This is a genomic window from Gemmata algarum (assembly GCF_034097035.1).
Taxonomy (GTDB): Bacteria; Planctomycetota; Planctomycetia; order Gemmatales; family Gemmataceae; genus Gemmata; species Gemmata algarum.
In genome coordinates, this window is sequence record NZ_JAXBLV010000077.1 from 75843 (window position 1) to 97147 (window position 21305).

A 21305-nucleotide genomic window follows, 5' to 3' on the forward strand; every position below is an offset into this window, starting at 1 on the left:
AATACCATCGGTCCGCCTTTTGATTGGAGCACACATGCGCTGCCTCGTTGCTCTTGTCGTCGGCTGCGCGCTCGCGCCCCGCGCGCACGCCCAGCCGTCGGTCCCGGCCGCGGAGCCGTACAAGGCCGCCGTGGCGGAGGTCGAGAAGCTGATCAAGCACGAGGTCGGGGACAAGAAGCTCCCGGCGCTGTCGGTCGCGCTGGTGGACGATCAGAAGGTGGTTTGGGCCGCCGGGTACGGGTTTCAGGACCGCGGGCGTAAAACCCCGGCCACCGCGGAAACCGTGTACCGAGTGGGGTCGGTGTCGAAGCTGTTCACCGATGTCGCGGTGATGCAGTTGGTGGAAGACGGCAAGCTCGACATCGACGCGCCGGTGGCGAAGTATGTCCCCAAGTTCAAGCCGTCTTACAGGGACGGCGAAAAGCCGATCACGCTGCGGATGCTGATGTCGCACCGGTCGGGTCTGATCCGCGAACCACCAACCGGGAACTACTTCGACCCTTCGGAGCCGAGCCTCGAGAAGACGGTACTGAGCATGAACGGCATCGGACTGGTGTACCCGCCGTCGTCGCGCATGAAGTACTCGAACGCGGCCATCGGGGTGGTCGGGTACACGCTCCAGCAGTCGCAAAAGGAGCAGTTCGAGAAGTACGTTCAGCGGCGCGTGATCGACCCGCTGGGGATGAACGCGAGTTCGTTCCTTCCCACCGCCGGGGTCAAAAAAGGGCTCGCGGACGCGGTGATGTGGACGTACCACGGAAAGGAGTTCCCGGCGCCGACCTTCGAGCTGGGCGCGGCCCCCGCGGGGTGCATGTACTCGACCGTTCTGGACCTCGCGAAGTTCCAGTCGTGCCTGTTCGCGGACGGAAAAGTGGCCGATAAGGCGTTCCTGAAGCCCGAGAGCATCAAGGAGATGCTGAGCCCGCAGTTTTCCGAGAACGACGCCCTGCGGCAGTTCGGCCTGGGGTTCGTGCTCGGCGAACTCGACGGTAAGAAGCGTGTGGGGCATGGTGGCGCCATTTACGGTTTCGCGACCGAGTTCGCGCTGCTCCCGGGTGAGAAGCTCGGGGTGGTCGTGGTGTCGTCGCGCGACTCGTCCAACGCGGTCGTCACCCGGATCGCGAACGACCTGCTGCGGCTCGCGGTCGCGGCCAAGGCCGGCAAACCGCTACCGGCGATCGAAACCAGCGAACCGCTGAAGCCCGAAGAGACCCGGGCGCTGGTCGGCCGCTACCGCAGCGGCGACCGGTGGCTCGACCTGTCCGAGTCCTTCGGCCGGCTGTTCGTGGAATCGGGCCGCGGCGGCTCCCGCATCGAACTCCGGAAAGCGCCCGGCGGTCTCGTCGCCGATGACGTGACCGCGTGGGGCGCCCGGTACACCCTTACTGATGGCAAGCTCGCGATCGGGAAGTTTACGTTCGAGAAAGAGAAGCCCCGCGCCGCGGCTCCCGCGGACGCCCCCGGGAAGTTCGCGGGGCTGATCGGCGAGTACGGCTGGGATCACCTGCCGCTCATCATCTACGAGAAAGACGGCCAGCTCCACGCGCTCATCGAGCTGACCGAGATCGACCCGTTGACCCAGGAATCGGACGACGTGTTCGCGTTCCCTCCGGACCGCGGGATGTACTACGGCGAGAAGCTCGTGTTCTCGCGCGACAAGAGCGGTCGGGCGACGAAGGTGACGTGCGCGACCGTGGTCATGGACCGCCGCAAACTGGACGGCGAGAACGGCGAGACGTTCAAGGTGAAGCCGACCAAGCCGCTCGCGGAGGTTCGCAAGGGCGCACTGGCCGCGACACCGCCCGTCGAAAAGGGCGAGTTCCTCAAGCCCGATCTGGTCGACCTCGCCACGATCGAGGGCGTGAAGTTCGACATCCGGTACGCGACCGACAACAACTTCCTCAGCGCCCCGTTCTACACGTCGGCGAAGGCGTTCATGCAGAAGCCGGCCGCCGCGGCGCTCGCGCGCGTTCACACGAAGCTGAAGGAGCAGGGGTACGGGCTTCTGGTGTTCGACGCGTATCGGCCGTGGCACGTCACGAAGATGTTCTGGGACGCGACGCCCGAGAAGTTTCATGGCTTCGTCGCCGACCCGTCGAAGGGCTCGCGCCACAACCGCGGGTGCGCGGTCGATCTTGCCCTGTACGACCTGAAGACCGGCAAGCCGATCGAGGTGGTGAGCGGGTACGACGAGTTCTCCGACCGCGCGTTCCCGGACTACATGGGCGGCACTTCAAAGCAGCGCTGGCACCGCGACCTGTTGCGGCGAGCGATGGAGGCCGAGGGGTTCACGGTGTACGAAGAGGAATGGTGGCACTTCGACTACAAGGACTGGAAGAAGTACCCCATCCTGAACAAGACGTTCGAGGAGCTGACGCGCTGATCGCGCTCGCGGAGCGGTACGAGCCGACCGCGGACGACCGTTCGAGGTTGCTCCGGCCGCCCCAACGATCGTGCGGCCGCAAACGACACGGCCCCGGGAGGGGATCCCGGGGCCGCGGCGAGTCAGCGGGCTGGCGCCCGCCGATTCGGTCAGTGGATCGCAAGGACGCGCGGTTGCGGCGCGATTTCGAACTCCTGCTCCTCTTCCTCGCGGCCGGGGCGGCGCTCACCGCCCGGCCCACCGGGACCGCGCCCGCCGGGCCTCATACCCGGTTGCCCGCCGGGGCCGCCCGGCCCACGCCCACCCGGGCCGAACCCGCCTGGGGCTCCGAAGCCGAACCCGCCGCGCCCGCCCGGACCCGCCGGGCCGGAGAACCCGCCTCGCCCACCCGGCTCGCCTGGTCCGAAGCCGCCGCGCCCGCCGCGCCCACTCGGTCCCGCGGCCGGGCCACCCGGACCGCGGCCGTGGATCGCCCCGATCAGCTTCCGCGCGGCGACCGCCTTCGCCGGATCGTCCCCGTCGGCCAGCTTCTGCAGCGCCGGCAGGGCCGCCGGCCCGACCGCCACCAGTGCCCCGCGGGCGCTGTCACGCACCGTGTCATGCGGATCGGTAATCTTGCTCAACAGCGTTGCCACCCACGCGTCTACCACCGCGTCGGACTTCGGTGCCGGCCCCTTCGGACCGGACGCGCCTCTCTCGTCACCTTTCTTCTCGAATTTCTTCTCCTCGAATTTCCTCTCCTCGCCCTTCCGGTCGCCTTTCTTGTCGCCCTTCTTGTCTTCACCTTTACCTTTGCCGAACGGCGGTTGCCCCTTACCGAACGCCGGACCGCCCTTGCCGAACGGGGGCTGATTGTCGTCCGCGCCGTCCTGTTGCGCCATCACCACCACCGCCGATCCCGCGATCCCGATCACCAGGACCGCCGGGGCGAACACCTTCGAGAGCCAAAACATGTACGTTCTCCGCAGCGCGGGAGAGGTCTGATCCGGGGCGAAACGGTCGCCCAACGGATCGCGTTCCCTGGCATAATGACAAACGGTGGGCGTTCGGCGTCGCGACCCGTGCTCAGAACCTTTTCATGGGCCGGCCCGCGGTCGCGGCCCTCGGCCGGCGGCGTTTAATTCATGAGACCGACGAGGGCGTGCTGATGGCCGTGGAAGCCGAAAAGGATATTGCGGACCTGCTGGGCCGGGTGCGCGGCGGCGACCAGCCGGCGCTGGCCGAGCTGTTCGCCAAGCACCGCGACAAGCTGCGCCGGATGGTGCAACTGCGGCTGGACCCCCGGCTCACGGGCCGCGTTTCGCCGTCGGACGTGCTGCAAGAGGCGTACATCGACGCGCTGAAGCGCATCGACCACTACTTCGAGAAGCCGGACCAGCCGTTTTTCGGCTGGCTGCGGTTGGTCGTGGGGCAGCGGCTGGCCGATGTCCACCGCGAGCACCTGGCTCAGAAACGCGACATCGGTCAGGAGGTCTCGATCGACCGCGGCGCGACCGCCGCCGACTCGGCGTGCCTGGCCGCGTGCCTGCTCGGCAACGGGAGCAGCCCGAGCCACGCCGCCGCCCGCACCGAGTCGTTCGCGCGGCTCGAGCAGGCCCTCGCGGCGATGGACCCGCTCGACCGCGAGGTGCTGGCGCTGCGGCACTTCGAGGAGCTGAGCAACACCGAAACGGCCTCCCTACTGGGGGTGCAGCCCGCGGCCGCCAGCAAGCGGTACGTCCGGGCGCTGGCCCGGCTCAAACAGATTCTGGAAACGATCCCCGGGTTCACCGGGTGACGCGCCCCGCTCCGGCCCGCCCGAGACAGGTGCCCCATGCTCTCCGACGACCGCGACCCCGTGGACGTGCTGGCCGAGGAGTTCGCCGACCGGCTCCGGCGGGGCGAGCACCCGTCCGTGAGCGCCTACGCGGCGGCCCACCCCGACCACGCGGAGCAGTTGCGCGAGCTGCTACCCGCGGTCGCACAGATGGAACTGCTCAAGCGGTTCCGCACCCCCGGCGCGGAGCCGTCGCTCCCGGACCGCCTGGGCGACTTCCGCATCGTGCGCGAACTCGGCCGCGGCGGCATGGGGGTGGTGTTCGAGGCGGTTCAAGAATCGCTCGGGCGGCCCGTCGCGCTGAAGGTGCTCGCCCGGCACGCCCAGCTCGACCGGACCCGGCGCGAGCGGTTCGTGCGCGAGGCGCAGGCCGCGGCCAAACTGCACCACACGAACATCGTGCCGGTGTTCGGCGTCGGGGAGCAGGACGGGCTGCCGTACTACGTCATGCAACTGATCCCCGGGTGCGGGCTGCACGCGCTCGTCCGCCGGTGGCGGCGACAGCTCGACAAGACCACCGAAGCGGTCCGCGAAACGCTCGCGCTCGGCCCCGGGACGAAGCCCGCCGCGGCTCCACCTTACGAGATCGTCGAGCCGGAGCCGGACGGCCCGGGTTACGGCGACTGGCGGTTCGTCGCCGGGGCCGGGCTCCAGGCGGCCGAGGCGCTCGATTACGCCCACCAGCACGGCGTGCTGCACCGCGACGTGAAGCCCGCGAACCTGCTGTTCGACGGGGCGAGCGTGTGGGTCGCGGACTTCGGCCTCGCGAAGCTGATGAACGCCGACGGCCTCACCGCGACCGGCGACATCCTGGGCACGCTCCAGTACGTGCCGCCCGAAGGGCTGAGCGGCCGGTCCGACGACCGCAGCGACGTGTACGGCCTCGGGGCCACCCTGTACGAGCTGCTGACGCTCGAACCGCCCTACTCCGCGGACTCTCCCGCGCGCCTCGTCAAGCAAGTGACCGACACGGACCCGCCGCCTCCCCGGACGCTCAACCCCGACATCCCTCGGGACCTGGAAACCATCGTGTTGAAGGCGATGGCCCGCGAGCCGTCGGCCCGGTACGCCAGCGCGCGCGAGCTGGCCGACGACCTCGACGCCTTCCTCAACGACCGGCCCATCAAGGCCCGGCGGCTGTCGCTCCCGGCGCGCGTGTGGCGCGTGTGCCGGCGGAACCCGGCCGTGGCCGCGCTGACGACCACCACGGTCGCGGCCCTGGCGCTGGCCGCGGTGACCGGGTGGGTCTGGTTCGCGCGCGAGGAGGACCGGCGCAAGGAGGCCGAAGAGGCGAGGGCCAAAGCCGACCGCGCGACCGCCGAGGCGGTCGCGCTGTCGGCGCGGCTCGAGGCGAACCTGAAGCTGTCGCTGGACACGTTCGAGAAGGTGTTCGAGGTGGCCAGCGCGAGCGGCCAGCCCGGGCCGTGGCTGCCCATCCCGCGCGGGCCGATCGGCGGGCGCGGCCCCGAGCACCGCGGGCCGTTCGGCGGGTTCGGGCCGAAGGACGGCCCCAAAGATGGGCCGAAAGATGGACCGTTCGGCAGCCCGAAGGACGGACCCAAAGACGGCCCGGACGGCGGCCCGGGCGGACCGCACACCGACCTCGCTGCCGACAAGGCCGCGATCCTCGAAGCGGTGCTCGCGTTCTACGACCGGTTCGTGGAGCAGAACCCGCCGACCCCGCGGCTCCAGTTCGAGGCCGCGAAGGCGTCCCGCCGGGTGTGCGAGGCCCACGTGTGGCTGAAGCGGCCCGAGAAGGCGGCGGCGGCGTTCGACCGCGCGGTCGCGCTCCTGGAGCCGCTCGTCGAGAAGTTCCCCGACAACGAGGGGATGCGGACCGAACTGGTGATGGCGTACCTGACCGCGACGCCGGGTGTGTTCCCGCAGGACCACGACCGGCCCCTGCGCCGCGCCGCCGAACTGGCCGAAGGCCGCGACTGGCTGAGCGGGTCGGTGAAGGTGCGGGCCGGCTGGAACGCGGAGCAGGCGGGCAACCGGGCGGCGGCCGCGGCGGATTACACGGCCGCACTGGCGTCGTTCACGGACCCCGAGGTGGTCCCGCCGGCGCACGGGCACCTCGAACTGGGGTTCACACGCTATCGACTCGCGAGCGTGCTGTCGGCGCAAGGGAAGTTGTCCCCGGCGCGCAAGACGCTCGAAGAGTCGGTGGACGCGCTCGCACCGCTGGTCGCCCCCCCGGGCGAGCGCCCGAGCGAGGGACCGCGCCTGCGGGCCGAGCGCGAGCTGCTGGCCGTGACCTACGGCGCGCTGGCCGAGGTCTGCACCCGACTGAACGACACCCGCGCGTCCTGGCACGCCGCCGAGAAAGCCATGCAGTACGGCGAGTTCGGCGGCTTCGGCGGAATGCGGGGCAAAAAGGACGGCAAGAAGGACTGGCAGCCGCTCAAGAAAAACTAGCCGCCCTCAGCACCGAGCCGCGTCAATCGTCCTTCGCGGGCGGGATCGGATCGACCGGCTTCACCGCCTTCGGTTCGACCGGCGCGGGCGTTTCGGCCTTCTCGTCCTTCGGGGCCGGCGCGTCGAGCGCAGCTAGGTACGCCGAGAAGCCCTTGTAGCTGTCGAGCGGGTAGTCCTCCTGCTTCTTGCCCGGCGCGTGGCACGTCGCGCACCGGTTGTCGATCAGCGTCTTGATCTTCACCTTGCCGTCTTTCGCGAAGTCCGGCGTGACGGCCTTGTCGCCCCCTCCCGGGAACTCGAACGTGTCGGCCTCGTAGCTGCTCTTGCGCACCGCGTCCGGGCTGCGCGCCCACGCGACCAGCGCGTTAAGGTCGCTCTGGCGCTGGGCCTTGAGCTTGTCCTGCTCGGCCGGCGAGCCGCTCTTCATCGCGTCCGCGTACTTCTTTTCCTTGTCGAAGAACGCCCGGATCATGCCGCCGTTCTCGCCCCCGGCGAACTTCAGTTCGGCCAGCGGAACCGGCTTGCCCGCGGGATCGAGCGGCCACGTCAACAGGCGGTCGATTTCGTTGATCGGCTTCTTGGGCGTGGCCACCACCGGAACAACAGGTTCCTTCTTGTCCTCCGTCTTCTTGATCTCGGGCTTCTTGTCTTCGGGCTTCTTCACCTCGGGCTTGCCCCCGTCCGGTTCCGGGTCCGCAGCCTGCTTCTCCTCGACCTTCGGTTTCGGCAGCGCGGGCACGAGCAGCTTCGTCACGAACGCCCCGCCCGCGACCGCGCCCAGCACGAACAGCAGCCCGATCACCACCCGCCCCTTGAGCCCGTACATGGTGAACAGGCTGCCGGCGATGTGGCCGAACAACCCGACGGCGGCGAGGAACCCGGTGAGGATCACGGCCATCGCGAAGAACGGCCCGTACTCGTCGCACAGCCGGGCGAGCCACCACATCGACACGTCCGCGAACACCATGACCACGACCCACGGCCCGCCGATCACGCGCATCCACGCCGGCCAACTGCTCAGCGCGAAGACGAGCCCCGTGAGCGAGAACAGCACCGCGAAGCTCAGCAGGTGGGCGTGGGTCGATTGCGTCAGCTTGCTGATGCTGATCGGCTCCTCGACCTTGATGTAGCCGTACTTGTCGGGCTGCGGCGGGGGCGGCGGGGGCGGCACGAACTTCATCAGCCCGGCGTAGTTGTCGAGCGCCGGCTCTTCCTTCTCGCCGCCCTTCGAGTGGCACGTCACGCACCGGGAGTCGATCAGCGTCTTGATCTTGACCGCGTCGCCGTCCTTCAACCCCGCGGTCAGCGCCTTCGGCATCTTGCCGGCGGGCGGCACGAACTTGTCGGCCTCGTAGGCCGCCTTACGTTCCGCGTCCGGCGTGTGGATCCACTGCACGAGCACCCGCTGCTCGCCCTTGCGCTCGGCCCGCACCTCGGCCTCCGGGCGCGCCTTGATGTGCTCCGAGAACTTGAGGTGCTTCGGCCCGCGGTCGTGCGCGGTGAACGCGCCGGCCATCGTGTTGCCGTTGATCTCTTCCGTCTGGGCAACGATCAGCGCTTCGAGCCGGGACGCCGGCGCCTCCGGCGGCGGCGCGTTGGGGTCGAACTTCTTCTTGCCGGTGAATTTTAGCACCACGTCCTCGGGCGTGGGCATCGGCTTGCCGGACTTCGAGTCCTGGATGTGCAGTTGCAGCATCGCCGACGAGTACCCGGCGCCCACCGCGAGCAGGAACACGGTCACCACCACCTTGACGGGCAGCGGCAGGTCACGGAGCGTGTAACTCATTGGGAACTCCAGAAGGAGTTGTGGTAGGTCTCGTTATCGCGCGTCACCCGGCCGCAACAGGAGTCCGGTCGGAGCGGGAACCACCAACCGGCCGATCGGCACACCCGGCATTTCCCACCCCTCATCTCCCGATTCGGCACTTCCAGAAGTTCTCGCTTCCCGCATCCGCGCCGGGCGGAGCATTGGCAACGGGCACCGAACCGCGAAGCACGCTCGTTGGCGTTGATTAACTGCGTTGCAAACGCTGCCGTTGCAAATACTTGCAGTCGCTATTCGGCGTGCGGCCGGACCCGCTCCCGGTCGCATTCGCCCCGGCCGCGGTGCTCAGAACACGCGAATCGCGTGGTAGTGACCACCCAGCGAACCGTCAGCGAATGGGGTAGTCCTCGACCAGCGGATGTCCCGTTGCGGCCCCAGCGACGACCGGCGGGCCGAACTGTAACCCCCGTTACAGCGCAGAGCGAGCGATCTCGGGCATTTGGACCGCCGCCGGCAACCGGATCGGAACTTTACTGGCCCGCCAGGACCGCTTCGGCCGCGGCGAGCACCTCCTCGCGGGCCTCCGCGAGCGGCTTCCCGAGCCGGGCGCCGCTCGCGAGCTTGTGCCCCCCGCCGCCCCACTTCTCGGCGAGCTTGGACACGTCGGCGGCCCGCGACCGGAAGCTCACCTTCGTCCCGCCGCCGGGCTGCTCGATGAACACCAGCGCCAGCTCCACGCCCTCCACCGAGCGCGGGTAGTTGATCAGGTCTTCCGTGTCGCCCGGGACGGACCCGGTTTTCTCGTAGTCGGCCAGCGCGATCTCGGTGAACCCGATCTTCCCGTTCGCCCGCACCCCGAGCCGCTCCAGGGCGACCGCGGTGAGCTTGAACCGGGCCAGCGAGGCGGCCTCGTACAACTGCTCGTACAGGGCCGTCGGGTTCGCCCCGGCCGCGACCAACTCGCCGCACAGCGCGAAGGTCTGCGCCGTCGCGTTGGGGTGCCGGAACCAGCCCGTGTCGGTCGCCACCGCCATGAACAAATGATTCGCCGCCGCCGCGCTCAGCGGGGCGCCCAGGGCGCGGATCAGCTCGTAGGCGAGCCGACCGGCCGCCTCCGCGGTGGTGTCCACCAGTTGGAGCCCGCCCAGATCGTCCTGCGTGCGGTGGTGGTCCACCACCGCACGCGGCAGCGGCGACTTCCGCAGCCAGTCGCCGAAATCGCCGAGCTGGTTCCACGTCCCGGTGTCGAGGATCACCACGCAGTCCCGGTCCGTGAACGCGGCCGGCTTGAAGTCCTCGATGACCGTCCGCTTGGGGTCGAGGAACTCGTACCGCGGGGGCAGCTTGCTGGCGATCGCCACGCGGGGGTACTTTCCGATGGCAGCGAGCGCGTCGTGGAGCGCCAACTGCGCGCCCATCCCGTCGGCGTCCGGGCGCACGTGGGTCATCAGGAGCGGGCGTTCGTGACGGCGCAGGAGGTCAACCAGCGGGGACCAGTCGAGCGGCATGTAATGCGTTCCAATGGCGAGATAGGTGAATTGTAACCGGCTCACCTCATCCGGAAACGAGAATTCGGACGCCGCGCCGGCGGAAGTGGCCGCGCGAGCCGGAACGGGACGCCGCCCCGAAATTCGCCATTCTTTCCGAACCGAGGGAAAGTTGGGCTTGTCGCCTATTTCACAAGCGGGTACTATTTACCGGACGGACCAATCCGTTAAATATCTAAAATCAGTGAAACGCCGTATGAGTGTCACTGAGAACCGGAAGCCCGGGCGCCCGCGCGACCCCGATCTGGAGGCGCGGCGCAAGGCCCAGATCCTGGACACCGCCGCCCGCGTGTTCGCCACCTTCGGGTTCGCGAACACGCAGGTGCAAACCATCGCGAACCACCTCGGGGTCGGGAACGGGACCGTATACCGGTACTTCCCGACCAAGGAGCAACTGTTCCTCAGCGCCGTCGAGCGCGGGCTGAAGGAGCTGGAGACCGAGATGGACGGCGTGCTGGCGCAGCCCCACCAGGGGGCCGACCTGATCCGCGCCGCGGTGCGGGCGTACCTCGGGTTCTTCCACCGGCGGCCCGAGATGGCGGAGCTGTTCATCCAGGAGCGGGCCGCGTTCCCGCACCACCACCGGCCGCTGTACTTCGTCACCAAGAACGCCGAGGCCGAGTGCAAGCACGAGGCGTTCTTCAACCACCTCGTGAGCGCCGGCGCGATCCGGGCGGTGCCGCGGGAGCGGTTCTTTAACGTGCTGGGCGATCTGCTGTACGGCACCATCCTCACCAACCTGCTGACCGGCCGCCCGAGCGACCCGGACGCGCAGGCCGCAGACATGCTCGACGTGGTGCTGAACGGTGTTCTGGCGGCAAAGGAGACGCGATGAGGGCAGAACCGACACCCCTCGAAGGCACCCAAAGCAACCCACCCCCCGGCCCCCGCGCCGCGCTCGCCGGCCCTGTCAGCGGAGCTTCCGCGGGCCGGCGGGCAGGGAGGGGGAGAGGAGGCACTCCCGGAACGCCTCGCGAAACGAGTTCGCGGGGCGCGGCCGCCGAACTCCCCCTCCCTGCAGGGAGGGGGCCGGGGGGTGGGTCTGCCGTCCTCCCCTTCGGCACTTGGGGGGGGGGGTTGCTGCTGCTCCTCGCCCTCCTGCTCCCCGCGTGCGCGCCGAAGCCGCCCGCGACCACCGCGGACGCCGCCCCGAAGGCGGTCCCGGTGACGGTCGCCGAGGCGAAGGCGATGAAGCTGCGGCGCACGGTCCCGGTGTCCGGCACGCTGTACCCCTACGAGGACGTGATGCTCGCGCCGAAGGTCGGCGGGCGGGTGCTGCGCGCGTACCACGACGTGGGCGCGCGGGTCCGCCCCGGCGAGCTGCTCATGGAACTCGACCCCACGGAGTTCCGGCTCGCGGTGGCGCAGGCCCGCCCGGCGTTCGAGGCCGAGCTGCGCAAGCTGAAGCTGGCCGCGCTGCCCGGCTCCGACGCCGAGTTCGAGCCGCTGATCGCCAAGGTGGACGCGGTGGCCGAGGCGAAGGCCAACGCCGACTTCGCGGACTCCGAGCTGAAGCGGGTCGAGAAGGAGGTCGCGGGCGGGGTCGGGTCGCGCCAGGCGCTCGACTCCGCGATCAACCGCGTGGCGGTCGCGCGGACCCGGGTGCTGGTGGCGGAGACCGACGCCCGGGTGACGCTCGCCAACGCCCGGCGGCTCAAGGCCGCGCTCGAGGACGCCGAGCGCCGGCTCGCGGACACGAAGCTGTGCGCCCCAAACCCGCCCGAGTGGAACGACTGGGTGCAGCAGCTCGGCAAGACCGCGACCCCGCTGTCCTACGCGGTGGCCCAGCGGATGGTGACGCCCGGCTCGTCGGTCGAGTCGATGCCGCTGACCAACTGCTTCCGGCTGGTGATCGACCACGCGCTGAAGTTCGGGGTCGCGGTGCCCGAGAAGCACGCGCCGGACGTGCTGGTGAACCAGCAGGTGGAGCTGAGCGTGCTGGCCCACCCGGGGCACCTGTTCAACGGGTTCGTGGCCCGGATCAGCCCCACCATCGACCCGACCAGCCGCACCTTCGGGGTGGTGATCGGGGTGCGCAACGGGGACGGCAAGCTGAAGGCCGGCGGGTTCGCCACCGGCGAGGTGGTGGTCGGCTCCGACGCGGTGACCACGGTGCCGCCGGAGGCGCTGGTGTCGTTCGCCGGGGTGAACAAGGTGTTCGTGGTCGAGGGCGACACGGCCCGGGCGGTCGAGGTGACGGTGGGCACCCGCGATAAGGCGTGGCTGGAGGTGGCCGGCGTGCCCGCGGGCGCGAAGGTGGTCACGAGCGGGCAGTCGCAACTGGTGGACGGCGCCCCCATCCGGATTCGTTGAGAGCAGCAAAAAGCAAAAGGCAGTTTCACCGCAGAGGGCACGAGAGGGCGCAGAGAGAAAGCGGAGAAATGGAGCCGGAGCGGGCTTATTTTCAGGCGTGCGACCGGAACGGTGGCGGTTGCTCCCCTCTCAATTTCTCTCACTGCTTCTGTGCCTTCTCTGCGCCCTCTCGTGCCCTCTGCGGTGAAACTGCCTTCTGACCTCTGACCTCTGGGACCTTTGCAATGGCCATCTGGGACATCTGCATCCGCCGCCCGGTGTTCACCACCATGCTCGTGCTCGGGCCGGTGGTGCTCGGGATGGCGTCCTACGGGCGGCTCGGGGTCGAGCTGTTCCCCAACGTGGACGTGCCCGTCGTGGTGGTCACCACCACGCTCCGCGGGGCCAGCGTCGACGAGATGGAGTCGAGCGTCACCCGCCCGGTCGAGGAGGCGGTGAACACCGTCTCCGGGATCGACGAGCTGCGGTCCACCACCAAGGAGGGCGTGTCCAGCGTCGTCATCGGGTTCAAGCTGGAGCGCAACGGCGACATCGCGGCCCAGGACGTGCGCGACCGCATCTCCACGCTGCTCCCGCGGCTCCCGTTCGGCACCGACGCGCCGGTGGTCGAGAAGTTCAACCTGGACGCGGCCCCGGTCGTGACGGTGGTGGTGTCCGGCGGGCCGGGGCGCAAGCTGCGCGAGGTCACCGAGATCGCCAAGAAGCAGATCAAGGAAGACCTGGAAGGGGTGACCGGGGTCGGGTCCGTGGTGCTGGTCGGCGGCGAGCAGCGGGCGGTGAACGTGACGCTGCGGCCCGAGCGGCTCCGCGCGCTGAGCCCGCCCCTGTCCCCCGAGGACGTGCGGCGGGCGCTGGCGGCGCAGAACATCGAGCTGCCGGGCGGGAAGGTGGACGGCGGCGCCCAGGAGCGCGGGCTGCGGGTGGTGGGCCGCATCCAGACCCCGGTGGACTTCGAGAACGTCATCATCGAGACCCGCACCGACGAGAACGGGCTCAAGTACGCGGTCCGCGTGAAGGACGTGGCGGACGTCACCGACGACATCGAGGAGCCCCGCGGGAAGTCGCGCCTGGACGGCAACGTCGCGGTCAGCCTCGTCATCCAGAAGCAGTCCGGCGGGAACACGGTGGCGGTCGCGGACCGGGTGAAGGAGCGGCTCGCCAAGATCCAGTCGGGGCTCCCGGCCGACATCAAGACCGAGATCATCCGCGACCAGAGCAAGTTCATCAAGGGGTCCATCGAGGAGGTGAAGTTCCACCTCGTGCTGGCCGCGGTGCTGGTGATCGCGACCATCTTCATCTTCCTCCGCGACTGGCGCGCCACCCTGATCGCCGCGACCGCCGTGCCGACCAGCATCGTGGGCACGTTCGCGTTCATGGACGTGATGGGGTTCTCGCTCAACAACATGACCCTGCTCGGGCTGATCCTGGCGGTGGGCATCGTGATCGACGACGCGGTGGTGGTGCTGGAGAACGTGTTCCGGTACACGGAGGAGTACGGGCTCAGCGGGTGGGACGCTGCGAGCAAGGCAACCCAGGAAATCGCGCTGGCGGTGGTGGCGACGACGCTGTCCTTGGTGGTGATCTTCGCGCCGATCGCGTTCATGTCCGGCCAGGTGGGGCGGTTCTTCAACAGCTTCGGGTTCGTGGTCGCGTTCGCGATCCTGATGAGCATGGCGGTGAGCTTCACGCTCACCCCGATGCTGTGCGCCCGGCTGCTGAAGGGACAGACCCCACCCCCCGGCCCCCGCCCTGCAGGGCGGGGGGGCGAAGGAACTGAAGAATCGCACGCGCCCGACGCTGCCGCTTCCTCCCCCGCCCTGCAGGGCGGGGGCCGGGGGGTGGGGTCTGCCGGCGACTCGTCCCACGCCCACGCCGGCTGGCTCACGCGGTGGTACGTCGGCACGCTGGCGTGGTCGCTGCGGCACCGGTGGGTGATCGTGCTCGCCACGGTCCTCACGTTCCTCAGCACCCCGGTGCTGTTCATGATCGTCGGCACCGACTTCGTGCCCAAGGACGACCAGAGCGAGTTCGAGGTCGCCATCACGCTCAAGGAAGGCGCCACGCTCAAGACGGCCGAGGCGCAGTGCGCCGAGATCGAGGCGAAGCTCAAGACGGTGCGCGGGGTGACCAACGTGTTCACCGTGATCGGCCCCACCGACGGGCGCGCGCCGAAGGGGCAGGGGGACGTGACGCAGGTCAACATCTACTGCCGCATGACCGACCTGACGACCCGCACCTTCCACCAGCGCGACGCGATGGCCGACGCCCGCGTCGTGATGGCCGAGTACCCGGACCTGCGCACCTCCGTGCAGGACGTGAAGCTGATCAGCTCGAGCGCGTTCAAGAACGCGCAACTGGACCTCAGCATCCGCGGCCCCGACGGCGACAAGCTGGACCGGTACGCGGCCGAGATCATGAAGAAGATGAAGGCGAACCCGAAGTTCACCGACGTGGACACCAACGCCGCGGCCCGCAGCCCGGAGCTCCAGGTGCGCATCGACCGCCAGCGGGCGGCGGACCAGAAGGTGAACGTGCAGGGCGTGGCCACCGCGCTCAGCCTGCTGGTGGGCGGCGAGCCGGTCACGAAGTACAAGGAGGGCTCCGACCAGTACGACGTGTGGCTCCGCGCCGCGCTCCCGAGCCGCGACCGGTCCGCCACGATCGACCAGTTGCTCGTGCCCGACACCAAGGGGCAGATGGTGGAGCTGCGCACCCTGGCGCGGCTGACCGACGAGCGCGGCCCGGCGACCATCGAGCGGTACAACCGGCAGCGGCAGATCGGCGTGCAGTGCAACTTCGCGCCCGGGGTGGCGCTCGGCAACGTGCTGCCGGAGGTGGAGGGGTACGTGAAGGAGCTGGACCTGCCGCCGGAGTACCGGTACGAGTTCCTCGGCGAGGCCAAGCTGATGGCCGACTCGAACGCCAACTTCCTGCTCGCGTTCTTCCTGGCGTTCGTGTTCATGTACATGATCCTGGCGGCGCAGTTCGAGAGCCTCGTCCACCCGATCACGATCCTGATGGCGGTGCCGCTGACGCTGCCGTTCGCGCTGATCTCGCTCATGCTGCTGCGCACGCCGCTGGACATCTACGCGATGATCGGGCTGTTCATGCTGTTCGGCATCGTGAAGAAGAACGGCATCTTGCAGGTGGACTACACGAACGTGCTAATCGCGAAGGGCCTGCCGCGCGACGAGGCCATCCTTCGGGCGAACGAGGCCCGGTTCCGGCCGATCCTCATGACGACCGTGATGCTGGTGGCGGCGATGATCCCCATCGCGACCGGGAGCGGCCCCGGGGCCGGCGCCCGGGCGAGCATGGCGAAGGTGATCCTCGGCGGCCAACTCCTGTCGCTGCTGCTGTCGCTCCTGGTGACGCCGGTGGCGTACTCGATCTGGGACGACATGATGAACCGCGGGAAGCGGGTGGCGGCGTGGATCGACCGGCGGCGCACGCGACCGGCCCCGGTGGCAATCGCGATGGCGGAACCGGCCGCGGAGCACGCGGCGGCCGAAACGGTTCAGGAGGTGCCGGTGTTCCGGGAGGCCGGATCGGACGCCGCCCCGACCGGGTCGTAACCCGGCGTTGGTGTCTGCTTTCCCCGGGCAGTAGACTGGATCGTCTGCCCGGAGGAGAGGGATGCCGCTGCACGACTGGCCCCGCGTCGAAGCCTACGCATATCACGACTTCCGCATCGGTTGGCTGGTCGCGATCCGCCGCGTACTGAACGACGGCGTCCTCCCGCCCGGCTACTACGCCCGCGCCGAGCAGACGCTCCGCACAATGGGGCCGGACGTACTCACCCTTCAGTCGAAAGAGCCGGACACCACGCGCCCCGGCGGGACCGTGCTAACGGTCCCCGCGGCCCCACCACACGTCGCCATTGCGGCCACCGGCGCGCCGCGTGTGCCCGCGTTCGCGCAGAAGCGGCTCGCGATCCGCCACTCCAGCGACGACCGGCTCGTCGCCATCGTCGAGCTGGTTTCGCCGGGCAACACGTCGTCGGCCCAACCGCTGCGCGAGTTCGTGAAGAAGGTGGTGACGGCCGTGGACGCGGGCATTCACGCGCTGGTGATCGACCCGTTCCCGCCGGGCAAGCGAGACCCGAACGGGCTCCACGGGGTGATCTGGCCGCGGCTCGGCGGCGCCCCGTACACGCGACCGGACGACAAGCCGCTGGCGGTCGCCTCGTATGAGTCCGGCGACGCCGCGGGCAGCCCGCACCGGTGCTACGTTCAGCCGCTCGCGGCCGGTGACCCGCTCCCGGACATGCCCCTGTTCCTGCGGCCGGACGAGTACGTTTACGCGCCGCTCGAGCGCGCGTACCAAGCGGCTTACGCCGACGTGCTCCCGCAAGACCGTGCGAAGCTGGAACCGCGGTGACGAACCGGTCCGCCGAGTGCCGTGATACCGAATCCAGTCGTTTCCAGTTCGCGCAGCGCGGTTCTGGTTTTGGAGTGTGGTCCGTTCACTCCGTGAGCAGTCGGCCCGCGCGTCCGATTCGCTCCGCAGGCGTACCGACCCGGTTATTATGCGCCACGCGAATCCGATACCCGGAGCGAACGCTCACGGAGTGAGCGGACCACACCCAAAGGTATGTAGATGGGTCCACCACACTAACTGAAACTACTAGATCCGTATGATAATACAGCGGAAAAAGAGCCTTCCTGGCTCGGACCGGCTCACCTCATTGACAGGTACCTTGCGTGGCATTATAGTGGTCGCATGGACGCGGGCTTTCTGGCCAACTGGACCACGCAAATGCGCAAGGGGCTGCTGGAACTGTGCGTTCTGGCCACCCTCAAAGGCGACCGGGTGTACGGGTACGACATCGTCAAGCGGCTGTCCGCGGTGGACGGGCTCGTGATCGGCGAGGGGACCATTTACCCGATCCTGAGCCGGTTCAAGAAGGAAGGGCTGGTGGACGCGACGCTGGCCGAGTCGCCCGAGGGGCCGGCGCGCAAGTACTACCGGCTCACCGCCCACGGCCAGGAGATGCTAACCCGGATGCTGGCGGCGTGGGCCGAGGTCCGAACCGGGATCGACACGGTGACCGCAGCGGAGCCACAGCCATGACCTTCACGCCGACCGATCTGGAGCTGTCGCCGCCCGCCGCGGCGCGGTTGGAAGAGTATCTCGGACAGGTCCGCGCGGCGCTGGCCGGGTCGCCGGACGTGAGCGCCGGCGACATCGAGTCCGACCTCCGCGAGCACGTCGCGAACGAACTGAGCGCGGCCCCGAGGCCGGTCCCGCTCGCGGCGCTGAGCGCGGTCCTCGAACAGCTCGGCCCGCCGGCGCAATGGGGCGCGGCCCCGGACCCGGCGGCGTTCCGCGGGGTCCGGCACCTGCTCCGCGAGCACCTCCGGGGGGCGCGAACGGCCGCCGCCGCGGGCGCCCGGCGGGTGCGGCTCACGCTGTGGAACGGGCCGGAGGACTGGCGCCTCGCGTACCTGTCGTTCGGGGTGCTCGCGGTCGGGCTGGTCACGATGGTCGTGTTCCCGCTGGCGCTGCTCGTGAGCTACGTGCTCTCGCGCGCCGGGGTCGCACACGCCCGCGAGCGCGGCATCGACCTCGGCGCCGGGCGCAAGTGGCTGCTGTACCCGCCGGTGGTGCTGGTGAGCGCGCCGCTGCTGCTCGCGACGGTGACGTGGCCGCTGGTGGCGTGCATACCGCCCGAGGTGGAAGTGTCGCAAGCGGCTTCTCGGGTCCGGTCGTTCGAATACGCCGAATCGCACCCTGGCGCGTCAACGCCCTTTCAACCCGTGCTGACGCTGGACGCGCAGCAGAAACTGCTAGTCAACCCGAGAACCCTGCAAGCGCTTCAGCCCGTGCTGACTCCGGAAGCACAGAAGGAACTCATGGACCAACAGGCGGAGCACGCCCGGAAGATGAAGGAGCGCATGGCCGCACAGGTGGAGAAGGACCGCGCGCTGCTCGCCGCGATACCCGTGGGGCCGCGGTGGGCGCCGCTCGTTGCGTCCGCGTTCGTCGGGTTCGGCGCGGTCGCGCTGTGGTGGATGATCCTGGGCGCGGTGGGCGCTCGCTTCCCGGACGCGGTGCGGGCGACGTTCTTCCCGCTGTGCAACCGGTTCGAGGCGCATCACGGGACGTGGCTGGCGGTCATGTGCTTCGTGCTCCTGCTCCCCTGGCTCGCCGCGGTGCGCGAGTTCGTCGCGGCGCTGGTGTGAGCGGCCCCACAGGGCGAACGAAATTCGGCCGCGCTGTAACGGGCGGCGCGGGGGCGGGTTGTGTGGGTACCAGCGCTGGCACTCACCTGACAACGACCCGGAGCCGAAATCATGCGACTCAATCTCGAGTGCCTCGAAGGCCGCGCCAACCCGTCCACGTTCACCACGCGCGTCCCGCCCGAGCTGTGGCAAGCCCTCGCCGCCGACGTGCGGACGCTCGCCGAAGGAACCACCGCCCCGTCCCGGGCGTCCGTGGAGGCGCTTGTGACCGCCACACAGGCCGCCGCCGCTGATGGCGTTATTACGCCGAGAGAGGCGGCGCAAATCTCGCAGGCCGCGCGCACGGTGCTAGAGGAAGCGAACGTCCCGCCGGACGAGATCCGGGCGGTGGTGGCCGACGCGCAAGCGATTTACGTGGCGTGGGCCGCGAACGCACCGTAGCGGCCCGCACCAGGCCTCGGCCACCCGCCGGGGCCGCTCTAACGGCTGTGAACCGCCGCGCGGCCATTCGCGCCCCCGCTCTTGCGCGCCGGTGCCGTCCGGGACCGCGCGGCGGGGGCCGAAGACCGGCCCGCACCCGGCGCGGCACCGTCGAGCGTGAACCGGCCCACCAGATCGCGGAGCTGGGCCGCTTGGTCGGTGAGGGTCTGGGCGGTGGCGCTCATCTCCTCGGTCTGGGAGGCGTTGCGCTGGGTGACGGTGTCCATCTGGGCGACCGCCTTGTTCACCTGCTCGATGCCCGTTGACTGCTCGCGGCTCGCCGCCGCGATCTCGGTCACGATGTCGGTGACTCGCTTGACGCTGGTGACGATTTCGGCCAGCGTGTCGCCGGACTTGTTCACCAGTTCGGTGCCCGTGTCCACCTTCTTGACCGAGTCCTGGATCAGGCTCTTGATCTCCTTGGCCGCGGTGGCACTGCGCTGGGCCAAGTTGCGGACCTCGGTGGCGACCACGGCGAACCCGCGGCCCTGCTCGCCGGCCCGGGCCGCCTCCACCGCCGCGTTCAGGGCCAGCAGGTTGGTCTGGAACGCGATCTCGTCGATGGTGGTAATGATCTCCGCGATCTTCTTGCTCGACTCGTTGATCTCGCCCATCGCCCCCACCGCGGAGCTCACCACGCTCCCGCCCTTCTCGGCCACCTCCTTGGACCCGCTCGCCAACTGCCGCGCCTGCTGCGCGCTGTCCGCGCTCCGGCGCACGGTGGACGTGATCTCTTGCAGGGTGGACGCCGTCTCCTCGAGGCTGCCCGCCTGCTGCTGCGCGCCGGTGGAGATCTCTTCGCTCGCCGCGGACAACTGCCCGGAGGCGTCGGCGAGTTGCTCGGCCACCTCCCGCACCCCCTGCAGGGCGGTCCGCACGGACACGATCGCCTTGTTCAGTTCCTGAGCCATCCGGCCCACGTCGTCGGTCCCCAGGTCCGGTACCGACGAGGTGAAGTTGCCGTCCGCCAGCGCGCTGACGACGGCCATGATCGAACTCATTTTGTGCTCCAACTCGGCCGCCGCGGCGCGCTCCCGCTCGGTGCTCTCTTTCACCTGCTTTTCCAGCGCGATCCGCTCGGTCACGATCGACCAGGAGACCATCGTCCCCAGGTGCGCTCGTTCCTGGTCGAAGACCGGGCTGACGCAGAGTTCGAGCGTTTCGGGGCCGACCTGGATGAGCGTCTTCGGCGGGACCGTGCTCGGGTCGGCCAGCAGCCGCCGCTGGTGCTCCGGGCGCTTGTGGAAGATGTCGATCGACTTCCCGACCAGCCCGTCGGCCTTGACCGGCAGGTACTGCTCCAGCCGCCGGAGCGTCTGCACCGTGGCCCGGTTCGCGTAGCGGATCGTGCAGTCCCGGTCGGCGAACATCACGTTGAGCGGCGACTGCTCCACCAGCGCGCCGAGCTGGGCCATCCGCGTCATGTTCGCTTGCAGGGTGTCGCAGGCGACGTTCAGGGCGGCGGCCATCTGGCCGAACTCGTTGGCCGTCGTAACTGAGACCCGCTGGCCGTAGTCGCCCGCGGCGACGGCCTGCAAGACGCGCACGTTGGCGGCCAGCGGGGGAACGATCTGGTAGTAGAAAAAGGCCGCCAGCCCGAGCGCCGCGAGGACCGCGACGGCGGCGGCGGCGACAAGCCGGCTCCGGGCCGCCTGGTACTGCTCGCGCGCCCGGACGGTGTGCTCCTTGGCGGCGCTGTAGTGAACGTCAATTAACTCGTTCAGCGAGTTGTTCAACCGCACCCCGGGGGCGGGGTCGAGGCACAGGCCCTCCGCTCGGTCCACGTCGCCGGCGTCCAGCGCGCCCGTGGTGGCGGTGTAGTGCTGGCGGAACTCCTCCAGCCCGGCGCGGAAGTCGCCCCAGAGCTGCCGCTCCCGGTCACTCATCGGGAGCAACTCGTACCACGTCATGGCGGTCTGGAGTTCCTTCCACGCGCGCGCCAGGTCCTCGCGGGCCTGGCGCTGCACGGACTCGTTCTTGCTCCGCGTCGCCATGATCAGGGTCCGCTGGGCCCGTTGAATGTTGTTGACCCCTTTGCCCCGCGCGTCGGTCAGCGCGCAGATCGACGGTATCAGGTCGTTGTTGGAACTCTCCTGCGATTTGTTGATGTCGCTCGCGACGGTCAGGCCGCACACGACTTCCACGAGGCAGATGGCAGCGAGCAACAGGAACCCGCCGGCGAGCAGGTGGCTGATGCTGATGCTGTTGAGCATCCCACGGTGAGAGTTGGACATGGGCGGAGCCTCTGGGCCTTTCGCGTCGAGCAAATGCGGTGCGTGACGAGTCGTTTCGTCGGAGCCGCGGGGCTACCGCGCCGGCGGCACCCCAACTTCGATGCGGCCAGCCGGCTCATCGCATCGCCGGCGAGCAAACTCAGCACCCGAACAACTAGAAGCGC

General features: G+C 69.3%; 14 protein-coding genes. 10 read left to right on the plus strand and 4 right to left on the minus strand.

From position 1 onward, the window contains the following. The first annotated feature begins 34 nt into the window (after positions 1-34). Positions 35-2383, plus strand: a complete 2349-nt coding sequence (locus R5W23_RS07960; protein WP_320685874.1) for a serine hydrolase — start codon at positions 35-37, stop codon at positions 2381-2383. 149 nt (positions 2384-2532) lie between these two features. On the opposite strand, the gene R5W23_RS07965 is transcribed toward R5W23_RS07960, so the two are convergent. After that, positions 2533-3336 (minus strand): hypothetical protein, encoded by an 804-nt coding sequence (locus R5W23_RS07965; RefSeq protein ID WP_320685875.1) that lies wholly within the window; start codon positions 3334-3336, stop codon positions 2533-2535. Between the two features lie 125 nt (positions 3337-3461). Here R5W23_RS07965 and R5W23_RS07970 point away from each other — a divergent pair, with 125 nt between their 5' ends. Beyond that, positions 3462-4160, plus strand: coding sequence for a sigma-70 family RNA polymerase sigma factor (locus tag R5W23_RS07970; protein WP_010043632.1), 699 nt, complete (start codon positions 3462-3464; stop codon positions 4158-4160). A 36-nt stretch (positions 4161-4196) separates the two neighbouring features. Further along, positions 4197-6617 carry a serine/threonine-protein kinase gene (locus R5W23_RS07975; RefSeq protein WP_320685876.1) on the plus strand — a complete coding sequence of 807 codons (2421 nt, stop codon included), beginning with the start codon at positions 4197-4199 and terminating at the stop codon, positions 6615-6617. 22 nt (positions 6618-6639) lie between these two features. On the opposite strand, the gene R5W23_RS07980 is transcribed toward R5W23_RS07975, so the two are convergent. Further along, positions 6640-8403 (minus strand): MFS transporter, encoded by a 1764-nt coding sequence (locus R5W23_RS07980; protein WP_320685877.1) that lies wholly within the window; start codon positions 8401-8403, stop codon positions 6640-6642. Between the two features lie 509 nt (positions 8404-8912). After that, positions 8913-9890, minus strand: a complete 978-nt coding sequence (locus R5W23_RS07985) for a DHH family phosphoesterase (protein ID WP_320685878.1) — start codon at positions 9888-9890, stop codon at positions 8913-8915. 235 nt (positions 9891-10125) lie between these two features. Here R5W23_RS07985 and R5W23_RS07990 point away from each other — a divergent pair, with 235 nt between their 5' ends. The 7 genes from R5W23_RS07990 (at position 10126) to R5W23_RS08020 (ending at position 18868) form a co-directional block, all read left to right on the plus strand. Then, positions 10126-10764 carry a TetR/AcrR family transcriptional regulator gene (locus R5W23_RS07990; protein ID WP_320685879.1) on the plus strand — a complete coding sequence of 213 codons (639 nt, stop codon included), beginning with the start codon at positions 10126-10128 and terminating at the stop codon, positions 10762-10764. A 242-nt stretch (positions 10765-11006) separates the two neighbouring features. Further along, the gene (locus R5W23_RS07995) at positions 11007-12242 is read left to right on the plus strand and encodes an efflux RND transporter periplasmic adaptor subunit (RefSeq protein ID WP_320685880.1); all 1236 of its coding nucleotides are present in this window, start codon (positions 11007-11009) and stop codon (positions 12240-12242) included. A 224-nt stretch (positions 12243-12466) separates the two neighbouring features. Then, positions 12467-15817: an efflux RND transporter permease subunit gene (locus R5W23_RS08000; RefSeq protein ID WP_320685881.1), complete on the plus strand. Its 3351-nt coding sequence runs from the start codon at positions 12467-12469 to the stop codon at positions 15815-15817. Positions 15818-15878: 61 nt separating this feature from the next. After that, on the plus strand, positions 15879-16622 hold the full coding sequence (locus R5W23_RS08005; RefSeq protein WP_320685882.1) for a DUF4058 family protein: 744 nt from the start codon (positions 15879-15881) through the stop codon (positions 16620-16622). A 342-nt stretch (positions 16623-16964) separates the two neighbouring features. Next, the gene (locus tag R5W23_RS08010; RefSeq protein WP_261187148.1) at positions 16965-17315 is read left to right on the plus strand and encodes a PadR family transcriptional regulator; all 351 of its coding nucleotides are present in this window, start codon (positions 16965-16967) and stop codon (positions 17313-17315) included. Next, positions 17312-18427, plus strand: coding sequence for a hypothetical protein (locus R5W23_RS08015; RefSeq protein ID WP_320685883.1), 1116 nt, complete (start codon positions 17312-17314; stop codon positions 18425-18427). The genes R5W23_RS08010 and R5W23_RS08015 overlap by 4 nt, the downstream gene beginning before the upstream one ends. 111 nt (positions 18428-18538) lie before the next feature. Beyond that, on the plus strand, positions 18539-18868 hold the full coding sequence (locus R5W23_RS08020) for a phage regulatory CII family protein (RefSeq protein ID WP_320685884.1): 330 nt from the start codon (positions 18539-18541) through the stop codon (positions 18866-18868). Positions 18869-18906: 38 nt separating this feature from the next. Here R5W23_RS08020 and R5W23_RS08025 read toward each other — a convergent pair whose 3' ends face one another. Further along, the gene (locus R5W23_RS08025) at positions 18907-21141 is read right to left on the minus strand and encodes a methyl-accepting chemotaxis protein (protein WP_320685885.1); all 2235 of its coding nucleotides are present in this window, start codon (positions 21139-21141) and stop codon (positions 18907-18909) included. Positions 21142-21305: the final 164 nt, after the last annotated feature.